This window comes from Bacteroidota bacterium, assembly GCA_018698135.1.
In the GTDB taxonomy this organism is placed as follows: domain Bacteria; phylum Bacteroidota; class Bacteroidia; order CAILMK01; family JAAYUY01; genus JABINZ01.
Window position 1 is genome coordinate 43,822 of record JABINZ010000192.1, and the last position, 21,601, is coordinate 65,422.

Here is a 21,601-nt window from a genome sequence, read left to right on the forward strand (position 1 = left end):
TCATGGCAAAATCAGAAAACCAAAACATCCACTTATTTGCAGAAATTATTTTGCCATTTCCGTTGCATAAATCATTTACGTATAGAATTCCTCTTGAATTTCAAGATCAAGTTGAAATAGGCAAACGAGTTTTAGTACAATTTGGGAAAAAGAAAATTTACACCGGCATTGTACTTGAGATGCACAACCTACAACCCGATACATATAAAGCCAAAGACCTTTTGGACGTGTTGGATGAACATGCTGTTGTTAACGATTCTCAAATTAAACTTTGGAAATGGATTGCGCAGTATTACTGTTGTTCATTGGGCGAGGTAATGAACACAGCCTTACCCGCCAGCATGAAAATGGAAAGTGAAAGTCGTGTAATACTTAATTATGACTTTGATGGAAACATTGATTATTTGCACGAATACGAAAAGATAATTGTTGAAAGTCTGCGAAAGCAAGAGGAACTGTCGGTTGTCGAATTGGAGCAAATACTTCAGATTAAAAATGCTTTTCCTTATTTAAAATCACTTTACAATCAGGGTGTTATTTTCTTCCGTGAAGAAGTGCTTACAGCATACAAACCTAAACTGGAAACTGTTTTAGAATTACATCAGGATTTTTCGACAAAAGAAGCCTTAAAAGCATTGTTTTCAACACTATCTGCCGCACCAAAACAATTGAATTTACTTTTGGCTTACCAACAAATCTCACAATCGTTTCCGCTGGTTATTAAACGAGATGTCCTTAATAAGGCCGAAGTATCAACAGCCATCGCTACAGCATTAATAAAAAAAGGAATCTTTGTTGAAAAAAAGATCAATATTGATCGGATTGAAACATTCATTCAAGAAAAAGAAGATTTTGAACTGAAAGATTTCCAGCAGCAAGCATTTGATGAGATTAAACTGAATCAGAAAAGTCAGGATGTAGTTTTACTTCATGGAATAACCAGTTCAGGAAAAACACATGTTTATCTAAAACTAATTGAAGAAATAATTGAGCAAGGAAAACAGGTACTATATTTAGTTCCTGAAATAGCATTATCAGCTCAATTAATCAGAAAACTACGAGCTTATTTTGGTTCTGAAGTTGGTATATATCATTCCAAATTCTCCGCCAACGAGCGTTATGAAATATGGCATAAAACACTAAACAAAGAATACAAAGTAGTATTAGGAGTTCGTTCAGCATTATTTTTACCTTTCCAGAATTTAGGATTGGTGGTAGTTGATGAAGAACATGAAAACACCTATAAGCAACAACATCCTGCTCCAAGATATCAGGCACGGGATACAGCCATTGTATTGGCCAATTTACATGGAGCTAAAACCATTTTAGGTAGCGCCACTCCTTCTTTTGAAAGTTATTACAATGCGGCTAAGAAGAAATTTGGACTGGTTACAATGAATAAGCGCTATAGCGAAGTAACACCACCCGAAGTTTTAATTAGTAATTTAGCTGAAGATCAAAAAAGAAAAAGATTAAAAGGACAGCTAACCAGTCTTTTATACGAAGAATGTGTAAAGACTTTAGAACAAGGCGATCAGATAATATTATTTATCAATAGAAGAGGTTATGCACCCTACTTAGAATGCCAAACATGCGGTTGGATTCCTTATTGTACGAATTGCGATATCAGCATGACCTATCATAAATACAGTCATCGGGTAAATTGTCATTACTGTGGAAGCAAACAGAAAGTTCCAAATACTTGTATTCAATGTGGTAATTCATCAATGTTGATGAAAGGTTTTGGTACCGAAAAAGTAGAAGATGATATTGAAATCATTTTTCCTGATTATCAAGTCATGCGAATGGACATGGATACGACCAGGAGCAAAAAGGCTTTTGATACCATGATAAGAAGTTTTGAAAAGGGTGAATATCAAATTTTGATCGGCACACAAATGGTTACCAAAGGATTAGATTTCGAAAAAGTTAAACTGGTTGGTATTTTGAATGCAGATCAAATGTTAAGCTTTCCTGATTTCAGAGCAGTGGAAAGAAGCTATCAGCTTATGTCGCAAGTTAGTGGACGTTCTGGAAGAAGAGAAGACAGAGGCAGGGTTGTTATTCAAAGTATGAATCCAGCGAATAAAATTTTTGACTTTTTAAAAGAACATAATTATTCTGGTTTTTTCAAAGAATATTTACCTGAGCGCGATGAATTTAATTATCCTCCATTTAAGAAACTGATCAAATTAACACTTAAAAACAGAGATAACAATCTTTTACTTGAAGGAAGTCAGTTATTAGGAAGTCGATTAAAGCGAATAGTCGGAAACAAAATGTTAGGGCCTGAGGCGCCATTGGTTTCCAGAATAAGAAGTGAATACATTCAGGAAATTATTATTAAGCTCAATAGAAATAATAATATTCCTCAAATCAAAAATGAAATAATGGATGAATTGGCTTCTTTTAGCTTTATCCCCAAGTATCGTAGAATAAAGATTATTGTTGATGTCGATCCGTTTTAGATTTAAACTAAAATGCCTTGCAATTAGCTTAGGCAATAAAATATGGATTTCTCAGGAAGTATAATACGGAGAACTTATTATCTTAAGTCAGTTCAACAACTCCAAATCACCAGCCTTCTTTATTTACTTTCAACTGAATTTAATTTCCATATTGTACATTAAAACATAATCCTTATTTTTGCCTCGCATTTTAAAACAGCAAACAAGCAATATCTAATTAAAAACATTATGGGTAAAGGTGATCCTAAAACAAAAAGAGGTAAAATTTTCAAAGGTAGTTTTGGCAAACATCGTTTAGCAAGAAAGCCAAAAGAAGAGGTAATCGTTGTCAAAAAGAAAGAGAAAGTTGTCGAGGAAGTTATTGAAAAAGAGGTTATTGAGGTAGTTAAGGAAAAGAAAGCTCCTGTAAAAAAAGCAGCACCTAAAAAGGAAACCACTGAAAAAGTTGAGCCCAAAGCAGAAAAAGCAGCAGAAGTAGAAAAAGCCCCTGCTAAGAAAGCTCCTGCAAAAAAAGCTGAGCCAAAAGCTGAAAAAGAGGAGAAAGCTTCTGTAAAGAAAGCAGCAGCAAAAAAAGCTCCTGCTAAAAAAGCTGCAGCGAAGAAAGAAGATAAAAAAGAAGAATAATACTTTTGATATAAATTAAAGCCCTTTTCCAATTTGGTTTAGGGCTTTTTTACTTTAATAATTTTCCAACAATTGTTAATCTCTCAAATACTTGTATAGTATGCGGGGCATCTTTTAATTCATCGGTCAAATCCTGTCCTGCCCAGTGTTCATAATGAAAGCCTTTCTTCCAATACCTGCTTTGGCTTGCATCATATATCAACGATTTAAAAGCCAGCCAAATTTCATCCATATCCTGTCCATTACGCAATGCTAATTCACCTCGAGTATATTCAGGAATCACACTCATCACGAAACGATTTTATTGTTTAACAAGTATTCTAAAATTTGTACAGCATTCGTAGCTGCTCCTTTTCGCACATTATCAGAAACAATCCACAAATTCAAGGTTTTGGGCTGACATAAATCTAGCCTGATTCTACCCACAAATATGTCGTCTTTTTCATAAGCATTAACAGGCATTGGGTAAATGTTATGCTGAACGTCATCCTCAACAACAATTCCGTCAGTTGAAGACAACAATCTGCTTACATCTTCCAATTTGAATTCCTTTTCAAATTCAATAGTCACACTTTCAGAATGACCACCAATAACAGGGACACGAACAACTGTACTGGTTAAATTTAATTCTGGGATACCAAGTATTTTCCTGGATTCATCCAGTAATTTCATTTCTTCAGAAGTGTAACCATTTTCAAGAAAATCACCTCCATGAGGCAATACATTCAGATCGATTTGATGAGGGTATATTTTAAATTCAAAATCGCCTTCTCGTTCTCTCATCAATTGATTAATCCCATTGATGCCAGATCCGGAAACAGACTGATAGGTTGAAACAACCACTCTTTTCAATTGAAAAGCAATGTGTAGTGGATTTAAAACAGCCACTAGTTGTATTGTTGAACAGTTTGGATTAGCGATTATTTTATGACTACTTGTAATTGTATAGCCATTTATTTCAGGTACAACCAAAGGAATATTTTCATGCATGCGCCAACAAGATGAATTATCAATAACATAACATCCAGAATCTGCGAATTTCACAGCCCAGTCTTTAGAAGCTGCTCCACCAGCTGAAAACAAAGCAATATCAGGTTTTTGGTTCAAAACATCTTGAACACTAATTAATTCGTACTTCTTTCCCTCTACAAAAATCTCATCTCCAATTGAGGAGTCTGATGCTGCAACCAAAAGATGGTCATATTGAATCCCTCTTTCATGGATAATTTGAAGCATTTTCTGCCCTACTATTCCTTTTGCACCTATTACAGCTAATCTCATATCTGCTAATTTATATTCAAAAATAAGCAGCACAAACCTAACGACAAATTTGTTTTCCTACAGATACTTCATACAAGCCAAATCAAGAATATGTATTTTTGAAGAATAAACTTTCTCTATTACAAATATTTCTATGCAAAAAGTATTGATTCTTTTCACATTATTTATCCCGCTGATCGGTTACACTCAATTAATTGATGATTTTGAAGATGGTGATTTCAGTTCAAATCCAACATGGACAGGAAACACTGGCAGTTTTATTATCAATGGTGATAATCAGCTGCAGCTAGATACCATCGGAAGTGCTACAAAATTTCTTCTCACTGCAAATAATAGCATTACCGATACAGAATGGAATTTCTGGTGCAAATTAAATTTCGATCCATCAGCAAACAATCAACTTAAAGTGTATCTGGCTTCAGATAAGCAGGATTTCACAAAAGCCCTGAATGGTTATTTTATAAATATTGGTGAAAATTTAGCGCAGGATGGAATCGATTTATACAAACAAGAAGGCTTAACAGAAACCCTATTAATTGCTGGGATAAATGGTCATGCCGCTAAAAAACCTGAAATACGGATTAAAGTCCTGCATAAAAAAGATGGGATGTGGGAATTGTATGTTGATACTTTAGGAAACAAGAATTTTGTTTTGGAAGGATCTGCTATTGATACAGCAATCAAAACCTCAAACTATTTTGGTGTTTACTGTAAATACACGTCAAGCAATGCCAATGATTTTTATTTCGATGATTTCTATATAGGTGGAGAGCAAATAGATACGATTGGCCCAAAGGCCGTTGAAACAGATTTTCTAACAAAATCGACATTTCAAATTCAGTTTGATGAAGATTTCTTGACGGATTCCGTAGATGTATCTGATTTCTCGCTGATTGCTCTTACATCTCCGACTTACACCGCTTATCTAATTACTCATGTTCAGATTCTAAACTCAAAAACTCTTTTGCTTGATATTAGCCCTGAAACTTTTCTCTCATACATCCCAATAATGTTTTCCTATAAAATATATGACAAGATTGGTAACTTAAATTCATCAGGAGGAATTAGAATTTTCAACGGCCTAAACTTTAAAGACATTGTAATCAATGAGATTATGCCCGATCCCTCACCAGCAAATAAATTACCTGAGGCTGAATTTATTGAGTTAGATAATATTACTAATAGCACAATAAATTTAGAAGATTTCATTATTTCTGATCAGTCAAAGCAAACAGTTTTACCTGATTTTAAACTTGAGCCAGATAAATATGTAATTCTGTGCAATCATCAAGACACTTCACTTTTTAGTCCATTTGGTGAAGTTATTGGCATCTCTCTTCCATCCTTAAACAATACGTCAGACATAATTACTTTAAGAGATAAGTATGAAACCTTGGTTGATTCAATTAGCTACAGTGACAACTGGTATAAAGATGATATCAAAAAAGAGGGTGGTTGGTCTTTGGAATTGATTAATCCGAAAGAGAATTGTCTTTTTGATAAGTATAATTGGACAGCAAGCATTGATAAAAATGGAGGGACACCTGGAGATGAAAATTCAAATTATGATCAAACATTTGGATTCAATCCTCCACAAATTGTTACGCTTTCTACTATTTCAGATTGTGTAGTTCAAATTACTGCCAATAAAAAACTTCGCGATATTGACGACATATCATTAACGACCTGTCATATTACATCACTGACAAATATTCAGGAAAACATAAATTTCATTTCAAAATCACAACCAGCAACCAATACATATGAATTTACTTGCAATAAAACATTGGAGAAGAACAGTATTTATCATATTCAAATAGCACATTTAATGGATTGCAATAACTACATGACTGTGGTTGACACGCAATTAGCCATTCCTGTTAATGCTGATAGTGCCAATTTGGTTATTAATGAGATTCTTTTCAATCCATACCCAAATAGTTATGATTTTGTTGAAATTTACAATCGTTCAAAAAATATTATTGACCTAAAAACAATCAAGATTGCTTCCTTTGATGACAGCATGCAAATCAAAAATGTAAATTCAATCAGTGCGAAAACAAAAATTCTTTATCCAGAAGAATATTTAGTCATCTCTGAAAACACATCAGATATTGAATCACAGTATTTGTGTAAATATCCTGATCGATTATTCCAAACAAAACTTCCATCCTTTTCAGATGATGAAGGAATTGTAGCCTTACTGGATCAAAACAATCAGGTCATTGATATGTTTCATTATTCCAGTGATATGCATTTTGCTTTATTGGATGATGATGAAGGCGTGAGTATGGAACGAGTTAGTTTTGAAGAGAAAACAGCCAATCCCTCGAATTGGCATTCAGCAGCTTCATCCTATGGATATGCAACACCTACTTATCAAAACTCTCAGTTCAGCGAAACAAGTGTTGGAGAAAAAGAACTCTGGCTCGAACCAAAAGTTTTTTCACCTGATGGAGATGGTTACAATGATGTATTATTTATTAATTATGCATTTCAAAATGCAGATAATTTTGGCCGCATTCGCATTTACGATATTGGTGGACGATTAATTAAAACTCTGGTCAATAACGATTTATTTGGTTTGGATGGTTTTTATAGCTGGGATGGCATTAATGATCATGGAGAATTGTCGCCATCAGGCGTTTATATTATTGTAGCCGAAATCAATAATTTAGACGGCAGCACATTTAAATATAAACGGACTTGCACATTAGCTAAGTTTCAATAAAAAAAATCTTAACTAGCCAACATTGTTTCAACACCTTCTGAATGTGATTCAATATCAATTAGGGTTTTAATATAAGCTGAAATATTTCCAGATGTCATGAATGAGATTGCTTGTTCTCTTTTTTCGCGAATAATTCTTTCGAGTTCAATTCTTCTTTGCTTTTTCATCGTTTTGTCCTTTTACTGATTAACGGAAAATCCTGTTTGTTCTTATACGTATGAACTTGTTTATTTGTTACAGTATAAATTCATCTTAATAAATTCAATATCCAGGCCAGCTGATTATTCCATTTAGTAGTTTTACGATTTCTATGAGAAAATAGGTTGTTTGATTTAGGAAAGATGTAAATCCAAGTCTGCAAAGACTCAGAAAGAAATAATACTCAGAAAGACAAAATAACTACAGTGACGAGAAACCAGAAACGAGATACAAGAAACCAGAGACGAGAAACCAGTCACAATCCTAAAAACTAACACCAATATTTCCTATATTTGCAGGCTCATATGAACAAGGAATAATACATATTAAAACATGTTTGAGAACTTAACAGAACGGCTAGAAGGAGCTTTTAAAACGCTTAAAGGAAAGGGTCGTATAACAGAGATTAATGTTGCACAATCTTTAAAGGATGTCAGACGGGCACTCATTGATGCTGACGTTAACTATAAAATTGCGAAAGAATTTACCGATGAAGTGAAAATTCAGGCAATTGGTGCAAATGTTATCAACGCTGTTTCTCCCGGACAATTAATGATAAAAATTGTTCATGACGAGTTGGTAAAACTTATGGGTGTCAACAAAAAAGACATCAATACCAAAGGCAATCCAGCAGTCATCTTGCTTTCAGGTTTACAAGGATCTGGTAAAACCACTTTTGCAGGAAAACTTGCAGGTCACATCGCAAAACAAGGAAAGCAACCCTTGTTGGTAGCAGGTGACGTATACCGTCCTGCTGCAATTCAACAAATTAAAGTACTTGGTGAACAAATTAACGTTCCAGTTTATAGTGATGAAAATATAAAAGATCCTGTTAAAATTGCCCAAGATGCTATAAAACATGCTAAATCTAATAACAACAATGTTGTTATAATCGATACGGCAGGTCGCTTATCAGTTGATGAGGCCATGATGAATGAAATTTCCAACATCAAAAAAGCAGTAAATCCAGGGGAAATACTATTTGTTGTTGATGCAATGACAGGACAAGATGCTGTGAACACAGCAAAAGCATTTAACGACACTTTGAATTTTGATGGAGTTGTGCTGACCAAACTTGATGGTGATACAAGAGGTGGAGCAGCTATTTCAATTTTAAAAGTTGTTGAAAAACCAATCAAATTTATTAGTATTGGTGAAAAATTGGATGCCATCGATATCTTTTATCCTGATCGTATGGCCAGTCGTATTCTGGGTATGGGAGACATTGTTTCTTTCGTAGAAAAAGCACAGGATGTATTTGATGAACAAGAATCCAAGAAACTTCAAAAAAAGCTCCGACAGAGCCAATTTGATTTTGAAGATTTACTGAATCAATTACGACAGATCAAAAAAATGGGAAACATCAAAGATTTGATGGGCATGATTCCGGGCATGAATAAAGCAATGAAAGATCAAGAATTGGATGATGACTCTTTCAAACATGTTGAAGCAATCATTTTTTCCATGACACCAGCAGAAAGAAAGCATCCTGAATTGCTTAATGGACTCAAAAGGAAACGAATTGCAGGAGGTAGTGGAACCAGTATTCAGCAAGTTAATCAGTTGGTAAAACAATTGGAAGACATGCGAAAGATTATGAAAAAAATGAACAAACCGGGATTTAAAGGAAAAATGGCTGCGCAAATGCCATTTAAACGATAATTCCTTGTTTAAACCAAAATAAATCAGATATTTGCACGACTTTTAAAACATTCAAATTTTATTTAAAATGGCAGTTAAAATTAGATTGCAACGCAAGGGGAGAAAAAAAGCACCATATTATTATATAGTGGTTGCGGATGCCCGCTCTCCCAGAGATGGTAAATTCATCGAGAGGATAGGTTCTTATAACCCGATTCCTACTATACCACAAATTGATATTGACACAGACAAAGCAGTAAGCTGGCTAGATTTAGGAGCAGTTCCTACCAAAACAGTGAAAACACTTTTGTCAACTAAAGGTGTTCTGTTTAAGAAGCATTTATCAAGAGGTATAAAAATGGGTATTCTTACTGAAGAAGAAGCTGAAGTAAAATTCAATGAGTTCATTGCTCAGAAAGCAGACCAGTATAGTAAGAAAATTGAAAAATTAGAAGACAAAACAACTAAGAGTAAGCAGGCAGCTTTAGATCACGAGGCTGAGGTAAATAAAAAACGTGCAGCAGCAATAGCAGCAAAAAGAAAAGCGGAGATTGACGCATTAACTCCGGCAGAAGAGGTTGAGGAAGAAGTAGAAGCAACTGAAGAAGTTGTTGAAGCTAGTCCTGAAACAGCTACAGAAGAAGTTGCAGCAGAAGTTAAGGAAGAAGTTGTTGTAGCAGAAGCTCCGAAAGAAGAAGCTCCTGTTGCTGAAGCTAAGGAAGAAGCTGTTGTTGCAGAAGCTCCAAAAGAAGAAGCTCTTGTTGCTGAAGTAAAAGAAGAGGCTGCTGCTGAAGAAGCCCCAAAAGAAGAAGAGAAAAAAGAAGAGGCCGATAAGAAATAATCCTATTCAATGAGAAAATATGCTGCAAATTGAAAATATCTTTCACGCAGGAACGATTACAAAAGCACATGCATTCTCAGGCCAAATTAAAATAGTTTTCTCGAGCATATACAAAGCCGAGAAAGAACCTCAAGGTACTGTCTTTATTATGATTCATAAAAAGCCAGTACCTTTTTTTATTGAAGAATGCTCACATTTTTCAGCATCTTCAGTTATCTTAAAACTAGAAGATATCAACAGCATTGATCAAGCAAAAGAACTCATTGGCCTTGAATTCTTCCTGAACAATACGTTCCAAACAGCATCATCTGACGAAGAATTTCAGATGGCGTATTTGAAAGGATATTCTGTCTTTGACCAGCATAATAGTAAAATTGGAATTGTTCAGCATATCATTGAAAATCCAGCACATTACATTCTGGAAACAGCAGATGGCATTCTAATTCCCTTTCATGAAGACCTTCTCATCGAGTTGAATATTGAGAAAAAGGCTGTTTATCTCCAAATTCCGGAAGGACTTATCGATTAAATTTTATGGAAAATTTTCAAGTTGGTGATCAGGTCGAGTTTATCGATGATAATACTGTTGGAACCGTTGTTTCTATTCTGGACAATAAGCAACTTATCATTTCCATCGAAGGACTTGAAATTCCTGTATATAAATCACAACTCATAAGAATATCAAAAGGACCAGTAAAAGCAACAAATCTGGCCGAAAAATACAAAGATGATTTAACACAGGTTAATAGCTTTACACAAAAATCAGAAGCAACAAATAAAGGATTATTTATTGCACTTTCAACTGGACAAAAACCTGAAACATTTCAATTCCAATTGATAAACGATACAAAAAATCAAATTTACTTCACTTTTTACAGTCAAATAAACAATGCGAGCAGTGCCCTTTGTCATGGTCATTTAAAAGCTTATTCCGACACGGCATTAATTACTTACGATCAACTTGGATCCGTTAAATTTCCTACTTATACCATTTGTATTCTCCCATTTAATGAATATGCAACTGAAATTGATGAGTCCTTTTCTTATTCCTTTTCACCATCAGGGAAAGAATTAATGAAAAAACAGGAAAAAGCACCTTTGGTTGATTATCATGCATGGTTGTATGAAATTGAAAAACAAGAAGCTACTAGCACTGCTCCAATTCAAATTATTGAATCTGAGCCAGAAGCAATTATCGATGTTGACAGACCAGATAATATAATTGATTTACACATTGATAAAATTGAACCCAATTTCGACATTTTAGCAAGAGATGAAATTTTTCAAATTCAGTTTAATTATTTCATTAAAGAATTTGAGAAAATGATTGCCTTCGACTATGAAAACATCATTATCATTCATGGAATCGGGATTAATACCTTAAAAGAAAAAATTAGGAAATACTTGAATGGGAACAAATATGTTCTTCATTATAAGGATGCAAACGTTAGAGAATACGGTTATGGAGCTACTGAGATTTTTCTGAAAAATTAGAAACTTTTCTTTTTTTTGTAACAGAATAACAACCAAAGTATAATATTTGTTTATTTTGTGGTGTTATTATTCAAATCATTCCCTTTAATGCAAACTATAATGCGAAAAATAATTTTATTGCTAGTCTTTTTTTCCATCTTGCTGAACTTATCCGCTCAGCAGAAATACAGGGTTTATTTCAAAGATAAAGCTGGGGTTGAATTCAACCCTGAGGCTTATTTTGATCAAAAAGCAATCGACAGAAGAATTAAACATGATGTTTCATTGTATGATCCAAGCGACTTCCCGTTAAATCAAAATTATGTAGGCCAGGTTAGGGAAATAGCAGATGCAAGCGGTTTTGAATCACGTTGGTTTAATTTTGTTTTAGTGGATGTTTCGAATCAAAAACAGTTAGATGACTTAAGAAAACTGGATTGCGTGGCTAAGATGGAGCAATCCATAAAAGTCGAAATACTGTATACTGCCGAAACTGAATTCAGTGATGAGTATTACGATGAAGAGCTCATGAAAAACCAAACAGAACGTTTTGGTGGAAGCTTGTTGAAAGAAAAGGAGTTAGATGGAACAGGGGTTCGGATCGCTATTTTTGATGGTGGATTTCCAGAGGTAAATACACATCCGTCTTTCACTCATATCATTAATCAAAACCGACTAGTTGCCACCTGGGATTTTATCAAAAACAAGGAAAATGTTTTTTATGGCAATAATCATGGTCGAATGACTTTTGCTTGTGTTGGTGGTTTTTGGAAAGAAAACAACATTGGACTGGCTACAGGTGCTGAGTATATGTTAGCTAAAACAGAAATCGGCACAGAACCTTTTGCTGAAGAAGAATACTGGATGGCAGCTGCCGAATGGGCTGATAAAAATGGAGCCGATATTATTAATAGTTCCTTGGGTTATGGTCACCATCGCTATTTCACCAATGATATGGATGGAAAAACTAGTTTGGTGGTAAAGGCAGCTCATATGGCTGCAAGAAAAGGGATTTTAGTCGTTAATTCAGCAGGAAATGAAGCAACTGACAGCTGGGAAACAATTATTACTCCAGCTGATGGAGACTCTGTATTGGCAGTTGGAGGAATTGATCCTGATCTCGATTATCACATTTCTTTTAGCTCATATGGACCTACGGCAGACAAGCGAATGAAACCCAATGTTTCAGCTTTTGGTCATGTGGTTACAGCCGACAAAAAAGGATTAAAAGAAGTAGATGGAACCTCATTCTCATCCCCCCTAACAGCAGGATTTGCAGCTTGTATATTGCAACACAATCCTGGTTTTACCAATATGGATTTGTTTTATGAGTTGGAGAAATCAGGACACCTCTACCCATATTTTGACTATGCGCATGGATATGGCGTTCCACAAGCATCCTATTTTTTAGATGCAGATAAAAAACCAATTCAGCAAACATTTGAATTTATTGAAGAAGATGATAAATTGATTGTTCGGGCAATTTTAGAAAACTACAACAATAAAAATGCGACAAACAGCAATCATCTTTTGTATTATAACATGGAAGGAGAAGACGGTATTCTTGAGTCCTATTATGTTGTTGAAGTCTCACAAGAAGTAGTTCTTGAATTTGATCGGACAGAGATGGATGCAACTCCCAAAACGATCAATGTACATTTTAGAGGATTCAGCTCTCATTATAAATTTTAAAGATAAAAAAATGCATAAAGTACTTTTTATAAGCATACTGCTCCTAACCTCATTTTGTCTGTCAGCACAAGATGTTGTGTTTGAAAATGAAGTTAAAGATTATAGTCAATTAGATGAAAACGGACCTAACCTTAAAAAGTTCAGTCACACCTATGTGACCTATGGCTTAAATCTAGGAGAAAACATAGCAGGTGCAAAAATTCATTATGGCAGCTCCGGCTTTTATGAATTTGGGTTCCGACACAAACGAAAATTCAGTAAAGTATTTTCAGGAGGCTATGGAGTAAGTGGTCGTTTTTCATCGTTTAAGCTGGTTCAGGAAGCGGGAAAGATATTGCCAGATGCTAGCATTAATAAAAAAGAAACGCTGAGCTTTTATAGCATTGGTGGCGAATTATATTTCAGAATTAATTTTTCGAAAAAAAGAGGAAATTTAATCGGACTATATATGGATCTGGGAGGACGAGCAGATTATAATTACCACATGCTACTTCAACGAAAAAATAAGGTTGGCAGCGTCACGTTTAAATCTAACAGTTATGGTTATGATTTCGACATTCCATATAATTTTGGCCCCTTGTTTCGTTTTGGTTATAACCAATTTGCTCTTACGGCTAATTATCGTTATTCCGATTTTTTTAAAAGCAGTGCTAACCTTCCCGAATTACCAAGATTAATGCTAGGTATAGAAATCAGCACATTTGACTAAAAATGGGTACGTATAAACATATTGCGCCCATTTGTTTATTTGTTTACGGACGACCAGAGCATACCCTCAAAACGCTTCGTAGTCTTACCCAAAACTTATTAGCCAAGGATTCAGTTTTATATATTTATGCTGATGGCCCTAAAGATGGTATTGGCGAAACTGCTCAAAAAAACATAGCAGAAGTCAGGCGAATAATAAGATCAGAAAGTTGGTGTAAAGAGGTTCACATAATTGAATCAGATAAAAATAAAGGACTGGCAAATTCAATTATTTCAGGTGTAAGCGAAATAATTGAAAAACACGGTCGAGTTATCATTTTAGAAGATGATCTTGTTCTGTCTCCTTATTTTTTAGAATACATGAATGATGCGCTGGATTTTTATGCGGATCATGAGGAAGTTATGCATATAGCAGGATTTACACCTAGTTTCAAAACACAACTGAATGAAACATTCTTTTTTCCTGTTCCAACATGCTGGGGCTGGGCTACCTGGCAAAGAGCATGGAAAGAGTTCAACCCTTCTGCTGCTGATTTAATGACTAAAGTACTTGAAAAAGGACAAAATCAATTTGACTTCAATCGGAGTATCAATTATGTCAGAATGCTCAATCGAAATGTACATGCTAAAGTTGATTCGTGGTTCATTCGCTGGTATGCTTCTATTTATTTGCAGGATGGCTTGTGTCTGCATCCCGGAAAATCTTTAGTGCAAAATATTGGCCTTGATCGCACTGGAGTTAATTCCTACAAATCAAATGTATTTGAAACCCAGCTTGCTGAAAAAGTAAACATACAGAAAATACCTTTAGAACTATCGAAGAAAGCTATTAAAGCTTATAAGCGATTCAATTGGAAAGTGAAAATGCGGCACACACCTGAATATATTTGGCGTGTTTTGACTGGCAATGTGGATACATAAGAAGTATAAACTGAGTCAGAAAGAATAGGAGACTTCAAGATAATTTGAGTAATAATTTCTAAATTTACATCAAGAATCAAATAAATGGGACGACCAACAGTACATTTCGCAGATAATAAAACCAATAACGCTTTAAAAAAACTCTACAATAAATTAAGTCCTGCTGGAACGCCTGTGCAAAGACTAGAATATTTCATCGAATTAATTTTGTTACGGATTTTCGAAACCAAAGTCAAACAAGACAACAACTTCAAACCACTTCGACCATTATTTTCTGCTGATAATAAATGGAAGAATCCAAAAACAGGAGACCGCGAATGGAAAACAATGTAGCAAATACGGGCTTATTTTCAGAAATTAAAACTTTAATAGAAAGCAGTAGAAGAAATGTTGCCCTTGTTGTAAATACTGAAATAAGTATGCTATACTGGAGTATTGGGCAAAAAATAAGTGTTTCTGTTTTACAAAATAAAAGAGGCGAATACGGTAAACAGATTGTCTCTACACTGTCGCGACAATTACACCTCGAATTTGGTAGTGGATGGAGTGAAAAGCAATTACGGCATTGTCTCCGTTTCTATGAAGTTTATCCTGATATTCAAATTGTCTCTACACTGTGGAGACAATTGAGCTGGTCACATTTAAAAGAACTTATTCCAATACATGACTGTATAAAACGGGATTTTTACATTGAAATGTGTAAAATAGAAAAGTGGAGTGTACGTACTTTAAGAGAACGTATTAACTCCATGCTATTTGAACGCACGGCCATCAGCAAAAAACCAGATAAAACCATCATTAACGAAATTGAAGAATTAAAAAGCGACCAGAAACTCAGCCCCGATTTGGTTTTCAAAGACCCATATTTTCTAGATTTTTTGGGTTTGAAAAATACATTCTCTGAAAAAAATCTTGAGTCGGCCATATTAACCGAACTACAGGAATTTATTATTGAATTAGGTTCTGACTTTGCCTTTTTAGCCCGTCAAAAGCACATTACTATTGATCATGACGATTATTATATTGATTTACTTTTTTACCATCGCCAGTTGAAATGCTTGGTCGCCATTGAATTAAAAATTGGTAAATTCAAGGCATCTTACAAAGGGCAAATGGAATTGTATTTACGATGGCTGGAAAAACATGAGCAAGTACAAGGCGAAAATTCGCCCATTGGATTAATCCTCTGTACAGGGAAAAACGAAGAACATGTAGAGTTATTGCAATTAGACAAAAGCAATATTCGTGTTGCTGAGTATCTGACCAAACTACCAGCTAAAAAAGTATTGGAAGCCAAATTACATCAGTCAGTTGAAAGAGCAAAAAACAGGTTAACCCAAAATTCAGATCAGGAATATGGCAAAGAAAATTAACGAAGCAACATCAACAGACATTCCTGTTATCCAGCGACTCGTAAATGGTTATAGTTGGAAATTGGGCGACATCTTATTGTATCAAGCTACTTATAGAATAATCGATAATTTAAAAGCTGATTATTCAACTTTAAGTTATTAGAAACAAAAAAAACACGTGACTAATCATCCTAAAATATCAATCATCACAGTAACCTACAATGCTGAAAAGCTAATAGAACGAACCATCAATAGTGTTGTGGGGCAAAGCTATTCCAATATTGAATACATTCTTGTTGATGGAGCCTCTACCGACCTAACTCTTACTGTCGTAAAAAAGCACGAAAAGAAAATTGCAAAGGTTATTTCTGAACCCGACAAAGGATTGTATGATGCCATGAATAAAGGTTTAAGTCTGGCCAGTGGCGATTATGTTTGGTTTTTAAACGCTGGTGATGAAATTAATGATTTGGACACAGTGGAAAAGATGATTGCTATGGGGCAATCTGATATTTACTATAGCGACACCCTGGTTGTAAATGACGAAGGACAAAATATTGGATTATTGAGTCAGCTTACCCATAATAATGCACCCGATAATTTAAGCTGGAAAAATATGAAAAAAGGGATGGTTGTATGCCATCAAAGCTTTGTGGTTAAACGAGATATAGCTCCCTCCTACTCAAAAAACTATAAACTGAGTGCAGATATCGATTGGGTTATTAGATGCTTGAAAGCATCGAAATCGGTTATCAAATGTGACTTTGTTTTAGCAAAGTTTTTAACAGCCGGATTAAGCAAACAGTATTTGGGAAGTAGCATGAAGGAACGTTATTCTATTTTGAAAAGCCACTTTGGTTTTATTCCCAATCTTTGGAGTCATGTATTTCTGATGTTGCGATTCCTTAAGTCAGGACGAAAAAACAAACTTCAATAAATCATTCATATGAAAAAAATCTTATTACTCTCTTGTTTTCTTATTCCTTCCATTTTATTTGCCCAAGATAAATCGGTAGATGCCCTAACAGTTTGGAACAACTACTTGGAAGCAATTGGTGGTGAAGATCTTAAACAGATTAAAACATTTGAATCAATAAATAATTTCGGAGTGAATACTAAGGCCACAATGAAAGTTAAAATAATATACCCTAATAAGCATTACATGAAAATATCGGATCCTGAAGGTGAGTTTATCTCCATTTACAATGATGGTCAGGGAATTAATATTATTGATGGAAAAGCAACAAAAATGAGCGAATCAGAATTACATTCTTCCAGAATGTCATCGTTAATTTTTCCAGAGTATTATGCCGTAGAACAAGGTAATAAAATTATTCTCGAGGAAACTATCGAAGGTGAATCCGAAACAACTTATGTTATTTTAGTTAGTGATGAATACCGATCGATGAAATACCATATTAGTGGAAAAACCTGGCTTCCTATAAAATCTGAAGATATGGGAAAAGAATTAATTCTAAACACATTTATTACTGAACAAAACATCACGATGCCTTCAAAATCCACTTTTATTGCTGACAGTTATGAATTTTCTGTTGAATTAGTTAGTTTCAAATTGAATGGAAGAATTAAGAAATCATATTTTGATATTTCAAAATATACTAAATAATATTCTCCATTGAGCGAAATTGCAACTGATATTATTCAAAAGCATCTAAAACCTAATGACAAATTTATTTATGGATATGCAATTCTGAAAGGCTTGCCTGATCCTGTTTTTGGGAACTATCAATATGGGATTTCTATTGAAAAAAAACTGGATGACTCAATTCTGGATCAGGTAAAAAATGGACCAACACACGAATATCACAAGCATTATCTGACGATGAACAAAAAGCTGGATGAGTTAGCTATCGCTATTACCTCCGATTTGAATAAAAGTGGAATTGAATCTATAAATATCACTCCTTCTACAACTACCGAATTACTGAATACCAAATATAACGAAGATTTACGAACAGAGCTTTCACACAAAATGGTCGCAACCAGAGCTGGTTTAGGTTGGATTGGTAAAACAGCTCTCTTTGTCTCAAAGAAATTTGGAACCCGACTCAGATTAGTAAGTATTCTAACAAAAACGGAATTAGTGCCTGCACAAAACCCAATTGAAAAAAGCCGCTGCGGTACTTGCTCAATTTGTGTTGAGGCATGTCCTGCGAATGCTGCAACAGGCCAATTATGGAATGTGACAATTGATAGGGATGAATTCTTTAATGCTCAAGCTTGCAGAGAACAGTGTCGGATTTTTGGAGAATCCAAACTTAATTCTGATATCCGAATTTGTGGGATTTGTGTGGCAGTTTGTCCTATAAAACAGTAATTACTGTTTCAATTCAGCCCAAACAAAAACATTGGTAGCCAAAAATGGATTATTTGTTATTTTACCTCTAAAAATATACTTTTTCAGAAATCGTTTTAATGAGCTATCCTTCATCACATCCAGTGGGGCAGTCATTAGCTTCGCTTCTTTCACTTCAAAACCAGAATCCTCCAATAATCTAACAATTCTTTTCTTGGTATAGATTCGAGCATTGGCCCAGCGTTCGTGTAAAGGCCTGGGTAGCCATGAGAAAAAGGGAACTCTATTCCATGGGAGCAAAGGTAATTTTGCTCCGTGTGTTTCTAACAGCCACCATTTGTGTGGTACTGTGATAGCTATCTTTCCCCCGGGTTTTAAAAAGTGCTTGAATCGCCTAACCGTTTTCTCTGACTTAAAATGCTCAATCACTTCAAAACATATCAATCGATCAAATTTCTGATCAGGAACTTCTTCCTCAACATTCATTAAAAGAATTTGACAATTTTGAAGATACTGTTCTGAACATGTTTGCTCAAATGCCACTTTGTTTTCCGGAAAAATATCAACACCTGTGCAGTTTTGAAATTCTTTAGCCAGTAACACAACTGTATTGCCATTCCCACAGCCGATATCGACCATTGACAAATCATTGCCAATAAAATTTGGTATTTGTCTTACTAATTCTGCACGGGTTTTAACAAACAAATCGTTATGAGAAGCAGGCAAACCAATATAATGACCGTCCTTAAAACGATTCTTATCAACTATTGACATTTCTATTTTTCCTCAATTTTCTCTTCCTCCACCATGATGTCTTCGTCCGTGGGTTTCATATAGGTATAAATGGTAAACAGAATCAAAATGCCCATTAATACAGATGAAGCCAAGGAAATTTTCTCTCCGGCAATATAGGATTTAGGCTCAAATTTAAATTCAATTTCATGTTCCCCTGCAGGAATATTCATTGCTCTTAAAATATAATTAGCTCTAAAATGTGGTACTAACTTTTTATCGAGATAGGCATTCCAACCCTTATCGTAATAAACTTCCGAAAAAACGGCTATCTGCTCCGAAGTAGCTGACGTTTTATAGCTTATTTTATTAGGGGCATAGCTTACCAAATCAATACTGGCTTTATCATCTGAGTTTTTTGTAAAGTCTTTTACCTGATTTTTAAAAACTTCATCAACTACAGCAACCGATTTCAGATCAACATTTCGCAGCATATTAATTTCTTCATCGGCATTAGCTACCATTTTAACATCCTGAATAAACCATGCATTTCCAAAATTATTTGGATTTTGAATCACTCCATTTGCTTGGTCTCCAGCTATATAATACTTAGTATTAAGCATATTCAAGCAAGGTGTTTTCTCAAATGGTACATTACCATCCTTTTGTAATTCCGCAATTAAAGCTTGTAATTCAGGTGATAAATGATATTCTATCATATCCTGATAACGTGCCATTTTTGCTCCATGATAGCCACCAACCAATTTATGGTAATAGGCTTTTGTTGCACTATTCCATGGATCAGTGGTTAAATCCATCACGCGATAATGTGGATCACTATCTTGTAAAACAGCCTGATCTGCAGCTGTCATTGCAACAAATTCTTTTTGATTTCTTGATTTGCGATGAAAATCATCTTTGTTAAAATAGCGTTTGTCAACTCCCCAGAAATCAAATAAAATGGCAATTCCTAAAATTGCAAATACTACATTCAATTTGATTTTATTTTTCAGATACGCAAATAAAGTCCCTGCAGCAATGGTAATTAGAACAAATGATCTGAATGCATCCATACGCATCAGTCTTGCCCTATCTTCCCGAATTAAATCCATTGGCCATCCTCCTTCTTCAAAGCGTGTATCATTCACACTTGTGAAATCAAAAATATTTCCACCAAACAAGGCTATCAATAAGGTTATTCCACCAACACCATAAAAACTATATTTTAAGGCCTTTAATAAATCATCTTTATTGGATTCTTTATTCAGAAATTCTTTAACGGCTAATGAAGATAAAATAGGTACTGCTAATCCAACAATTAGCAAGAGTGTCATGGGAACTCTAAACTTATTGTATAAGGGAAAGTTATTAAAAAACAAATCTGTTAAAAACATAAAATTCGAACCCCAAGCAAGCATGAGAGCCAACACAGCCGTAGCAAATAGCCACCATTTATATCGGTGCTTGACAATAAACATACCCATGACGAAAAGGAATAACATAATGGCACCAATATAAATTGGCCCGGAAGTAGAGGTCATACTACCCCAATAAGTAGGAACAGCTTGTAAGCTTTTTTTAGGAACTCCTGCCTTAGCTAAGCTAGACTCGGGACCTAATTCCTCTCCTGAGGCACCTCCTGAAAAATAAGGGATTAAAAGTGTAAAACTTTCCTTTACGCCATAACTCCAGCGCAAAGCATAGTCTTTTTCCAAACCACCACCATCAACTTGTTTGGCTGTGATTTCAGAACCTCCACGCATGGTATATTTGGTGTATTCATTGGTTGTCCACAGCGCTGTAATATTAATTCCAACAGCTAAAACAAGTGCCACAGCCAATGCCGACATAGATTTTACGAAATCCAAATAGCCCTTTTTCTTGACCACATCAATAAACTCAACAATAAATAAGATGAGTAACATGATCATTAGGTAATAGGTAATTTGTAAGTGATTAGCCCGAATTTCAGTGGCTAAAGCCATAGCAGCAAGCGTCATTCCGCCAATGTATTTTTTCTTTAATGCCAAAATTACACCAGCCAAAACCAATGGCATAAAACCAACAGCAAGTGCTTTTGTTAAGTGACCTGCTTCTATATTGATAAAATTATAGGAGGAAAATGCGAAAGCCAATCCTCCAATAAAGGCCAAAATTGGTCCTGCTCCAAAAACAAGCATGAGAATATAAAAACATATAAAATAAACGAAAACATAACCCATTGGCTCACCCAACCGCAATTTGATATACTTCATCACATAAGTGGCAAAGTTATTTGGGTATTTAACCCAAACCTGATAGGTAGGCATACCACTAAAAATAGCATTGGTCCAAAGACTCAGTTCACCAGTTTCATGCAAATGTGTCTTTATTTCCTGTTGCATTGCTTTCGCCATGATGATATCATGTTGCCGAAGCGTTTTATTTTCCAGAACAGGAGAAAAGTAAACAGCCAGTATAATAATAAATCCAACTATTGCTGCTAAATGCGGTAAAATGCTTTTGTATTCAATTTTTAAATTCATCGGATTGGGTTTGTAAATGAAATTAAGAATTAGTTATTCTAAAAGATCGTAATACTTTCTTGTATCAGGGGTTCAAAATTACTATAATTGCATCAAA

Annotated in this window: 21 protein-coding genes; 16 read left to right on the plus strand and 5 right to left on the minus strand. The window is 34.9% G+C overall.

Annotation, left to right across the window (positions count from 1 at the left end; genetic code table 11):
- Positions 1-2 precede the first annotated feature (2 nt).
- Both priA and HOG71_12430 read left to right on the plus strand, forming a co-directional pair.
- Entirely contained in the window at positions 3-2,468 is a 2,466-nt protein-coding gene (gene priA, locus HOG71_12425) for a primosomal protein N' (protein ID MBT5991649.1), read from the plus strand.
- Between the two features lie 228 nt (positions 2,469-2,696).
- Positions 2,697-3,092, plus strand: a complete 396-nt coding sequence (locus HOG71_12430; protein MBT5991650.1) for a 30S ribosomal protein THX — start codon at positions 2,697-2,699, stop codon at positions 3,090-3,092.
- A gap of 49 nt (positions 3,093-3,141) precedes the next feature.
- Here the strand turns inward: HOG71_12430 and HOG71_12435 are convergent, their stop codons facing one another.
- The gene (locus HOG71_12435) at positions 3,142-3,372 is read right to left on the minus strand and encodes a cytochrome b5 (GenBank protein MBT5991651.1); all 231 of its coding nucleotides are present in this window, start codon (positions 3,370-3,372) and stop codon (positions 3,142-3,144) included.
- Between the two features lie 8 nt (positions 3,373-3,380).
- Positions 3,381-4,373, minus strand: a complete 993-nt coding sequence (locus HOG71_12440) for an aspartate-semialdehyde dehydrogenase (GenBank protein ID MBT5991652.1) — start codon at positions 4,371-4,373, stop codon at positions 3,381-3,383.
- Between the two features lie 133 nt (positions 4,374-4,506).
- On the opposite strand from HOG71_12440, the gene HOG71_12445 reads away from it, so the two are divergent.
- Positions 4,507-7,104: a hypothetical protein gene (locus HOG71_12445; GenBank protein ID MBT5991653.1), complete on the plus strand. Its 2,598-nt coding sequence runs from the start codon at positions 4,507-4,509 to the stop codon at positions 7,102-7,104.
- Positions 7,105-7,112: 8 nt separating this feature from the next.
- On the opposite strand, the gene HOG71_12450 is transcribed toward HOG71_12445, so the two are convergent.
- Positions 7,113-7,271: a hypothetical protein gene (locus tag HOG71_12450; protein ID MBT5991654.1), complete on the minus strand. Its 159-nt coding sequence runs from the start codon at positions 7,269-7,271 to the stop codon at positions 7,113-7,115.
- Positions 7,272-7,635: 364 nt separating this feature from the next.
- Here HOG71_12450 and ffh point away from each other — a divergent pair, with 364 nt between their 5' ends.
- The 13 genes from ffh to HOG71_12515 all read left to right on the plus strand — a co-directional run bounded on the left by ffh (position 7,636) and on the right by HOG71_12515 (position 18,268).
- Entirely contained in the window at positions 7,636-8,964 is a 1,329-nt protein-coding gene (ffh, locus tag HOG71_12455; protein ID MBT5991655.1) for a signal recognition particle protein, read from the plus strand.
- Positions 8,965-9,031: 67 nt separating this feature from the next.
- Positions 9,032-9,784 carry a 30S ribosomal protein S16 gene (gene rpsP / locus HOG71_12460; GenBank protein MBT5991656.1) on the plus strand — a complete coding sequence of 251 codons (753 nt, stop codon included), beginning with the start codon at positions 9,032-9,034 and terminating at the stop codon, positions 9,782-9,784.
- 19 nt (positions 9,785-9,803) lie between these two features.
- Entirely contained in the window at positions 9,804-10,313 is a 510-nt protein-coding gene (gene rimM, locus HOG71_12465) for a 16S rRNA processing protein RimM (protein ID MBT5991657.1), read from the plus strand.
- A gap of 5 nt (positions 10,314-10,318) precedes the next feature.
- Positions 10,319-11,278, plus strand: a complete 960-nt coding sequence (locus tag HOG71_12470; protein ID MBT5991658.1) for a hypothetical protein — start codon at positions 10,319-10,321, stop codon at positions 11,276-11,278.
- A 99-nt stretch (positions 11,279-11,377) separates the two neighbouring features.
- Positions 11,378-12,949: a S8 family serine peptidase gene (locus HOG71_12475; protein ID MBT5991659.1), complete on the plus strand. Its 1,572-nt coding sequence runs from the start codon at positions 11,378-11,380 to the stop codon at positions 12,947-12,949.
- A gap of 10 nt (positions 12,950-12,959) precedes the next feature.
- Complete coding sequence (locus tag HOG71_12480) at positions 12,960-13,658, plus strand: hypothetical protein (GenBank protein ID MBT5991660.1); 699 nt, start codon at positions 12,960-12,962, stop codon at positions 13,656-13,658.
- Positions 13,659-13,660: 2 nt separating this feature from the next.
- Positions 13,661-14,578, plus strand: a complete 918-nt coding sequence (locus HOG71_12485) for a glycosyltransferase (protein ID MBT5991661.1) — start codon at positions 13,661-13,663, stop codon at positions 14,576-14,578.
- A gap of 84 nt (positions 14,579-14,662) precedes the next feature.
- Positions 14,663-14,911 (plus strand): hypothetical protein, encoded by a 249-nt coding sequence (locus HOG71_12490; GenBank protein MBT5991662.1) that lies wholly within the window; start codon positions 14,663-14,665, stop codon positions 14,909-14,911.
- Positions 14,896-15,951 carry a DUF1016 domain-containing protein gene (locus HOG71_12495; protein MBT5991663.1) on the plus strand — a complete coding sequence of 352 codons (1,056 nt, stop codon included), beginning with the start codon at positions 14,896-14,898 and terminating at the stop codon, positions 15,949-15,951. Before HOG71_12490 ends, HOG71_12495 begins: the two co-directional genes overlap by 16 nt.
- Positions 15,935-16,093 carry a hypothetical protein gene (locus HOG71_12500; protein MBT5991664.1) on the plus strand — a complete coding sequence of 53 codons (159 nt, stop codon included), beginning with the start codon at positions 15,935-15,937 and terminating at the stop codon, positions 16,091-16,093. Before HOG71_12495 ends, HOG71_12500 begins: the two co-directional genes overlap by 17 nt.
- Positions 16,094-16,108: 15 nt before the next feature.
- Complete coding sequence (locus HOG71_12505) at positions 16,109-16,867, plus strand: glycosyltransferase (protein ID MBT5991665.1); 759 nt, start codon at positions 16,109-16,111, stop codon at positions 16,865-16,867.
- Between the two features lie 9 nt (positions 16,868-16,876).
- Positions 16,877-17,557 (plus strand): hypothetical protein, encoded by a 681-nt coding sequence (locus HOG71_12510; GenBank protein MBT5991666.1) that lies wholly within the window; start codon positions 16,877-16,879, stop codon positions 17,555-17,557.
- A gap of 9 nt (positions 17,558-17,566) precedes the next feature.
- Positions 17,567-18,268 (plus strand): epoxyqueuosine reductase, encoded by a 702-nt coding sequence (locus HOG71_12515; GenBank protein MBT5991667.1) that lies wholly within the window; start codon positions 17,567-17,569, stop codon positions 18,266-18,268.
- Here the strand turns inward: HOG71_12515 and HOG71_12520 are convergent, their stop codons facing one another.
- Together HOG71_12520 and HOG71_12525 are read right to left on the minus strand one after the other, a co-directional pair.
- On the minus strand, positions 18,269-19,021 hold the full coding sequence (locus HOG71_12520; GenBank protein MBT5991668.1) for a class I SAM-dependent methyltransferase: 753 nt from the start codon (positions 19,019-19,021) through the stop codon (positions 18,269-18,271).
- A gap of 2 nt (positions 19,022-19,023) precedes the next feature.
- Positions 19,024-21,504, minus strand: coding sequence for a YfhO family protein (locus HOG71_12525; protein MBT5991669.1), 2,481 nt, complete (start codon positions 21,502-21,504; stop codon positions 19,024-19,026).
- Positions 21,505-21,601 lie beyond the last annotated feature (97 nt).

Excerpts from the sequence above, each read along its gene's own strand:
- rimM (MBT5991657.1), top strand. The coding sequence starts at position 9,804 with ATGCTGCAAATTGAAAATATCTTTCACGCAGGAACGATTACAAAAGCA.
- rpsP (MBT5991656.1), top strand. The coding sequence starts at position 9,032 with ATGGCAGTTAAAATTAGATTGCAACGCAAGGGGAGAAAAAAAGCACCA.
- ffh (MBT5991655.1), top strand. The coding sequence starts at position 7,636 with ATGTTTGAGAACTTAACAGAACGGCTAGAAGGAGCTTTTAAAACGCTT.
- HOG71_12480 (MBT5991660.1), top strand. The coding sequence starts at position 12,960 with ATGCATAAAGTACTTTTTATAAGCATACTGCTCCTAACCTCATTTTGT.
- HOG71_12525 (MBT5991669.1), bottom strand. The coding sequence starts at position 21,504 with ATGAATTTAAAAATTGAATACAAAAGCATTTTACCGCATTTAGCAGCA.
- HOG71_12445 (MBT5991653.1), top strand. The coding sequence starts at position 4,507 with ATGCAAAAAGTATTGATTCTTTTCACATTATTTATCCCGCTGATCGGT.
- HOG71_12485 (MBT5991661.1), top strand. The coding sequence starts at position 13,661 with ATGGGTACGTATAAACATATTGCGCCCATTTGTTTATTTGTTTACGGA.
- HOG71_12450 (MBT5991654.1), bottom strand. The coding sequence starts at position 7,271 with ATGAAAAAGCAAAGAAGAATTGAACTCGAAAGAATTATTCGCGAAAAA.
- HOG71_12520 (MBT5991668.1), bottom strand. The coding sequence starts at position 19,021 with ATGTCAATAGTTGATAAGAATCGTTTTAAGGACGGTCATTATATTGGT.
- HOG71_12440 (MBT5991652.1), bottom strand. The coding sequence starts at position 4,373 with ATGAGATTAGCTGTAATAGGTGCAAAAGGAATAGTAGGGCAGAAAATG.
- HOG71_12495 (MBT5991663.1), top strand. The coding sequence starts at position 14,896 with ATGGAAAACAATGTAGCAAATACGGGCTTATTTTCAGAAATTAAAACT.
- HOG71_12490 (MBT5991662.1), top strand. The coding sequence starts at position 14,663 with ATGGGACGACCAACAGTACATTTCGCAGATAATAAAACCAATAACGCT.
- HOG71_12475 (MBT5991659.1), top strand. The coding sequence starts at position 11,378 with ATGCGAAAAATAATTTTATTGCTAGTCTTTTTTTCCATCTTGCTGAAC.
- HOG71_12430 (MBT5991650.1), top strand. The coding sequence starts at position 2,697 with ATGGGTAAAGGTGATCCTAAAACAAAAAGAGGTAAAATTTTCAAAGGT.
- HOG71_12510 (MBT5991666.1), top strand. The coding sequence starts at position 16,877 with ATGAAAAAAATCTTATTACTCTCTTGTTTTCTTATTCCTTCCATTTTA.
- HOG71_12500 (MBT5991664.1), top strand. The coding sequence starts at position 15,935 with ATGGCAAAGAAAATTAACGAAGCAACATCAACAGACATTCCTGTTATC.
- priA (MBT5991649.1), top strand. The coding sequence starts at position 3 with ATGGCAAAATCAGAAAACCAAAACATCCACTTATTTGCAGAAATTATT.
- HOG71_12470 (MBT5991658.1), top strand. The coding sequence starts at position 10,319 with ATGGAAAATTTTCAAGTTGGTGATCAGGTCGAGTTTATCGATGATAAT.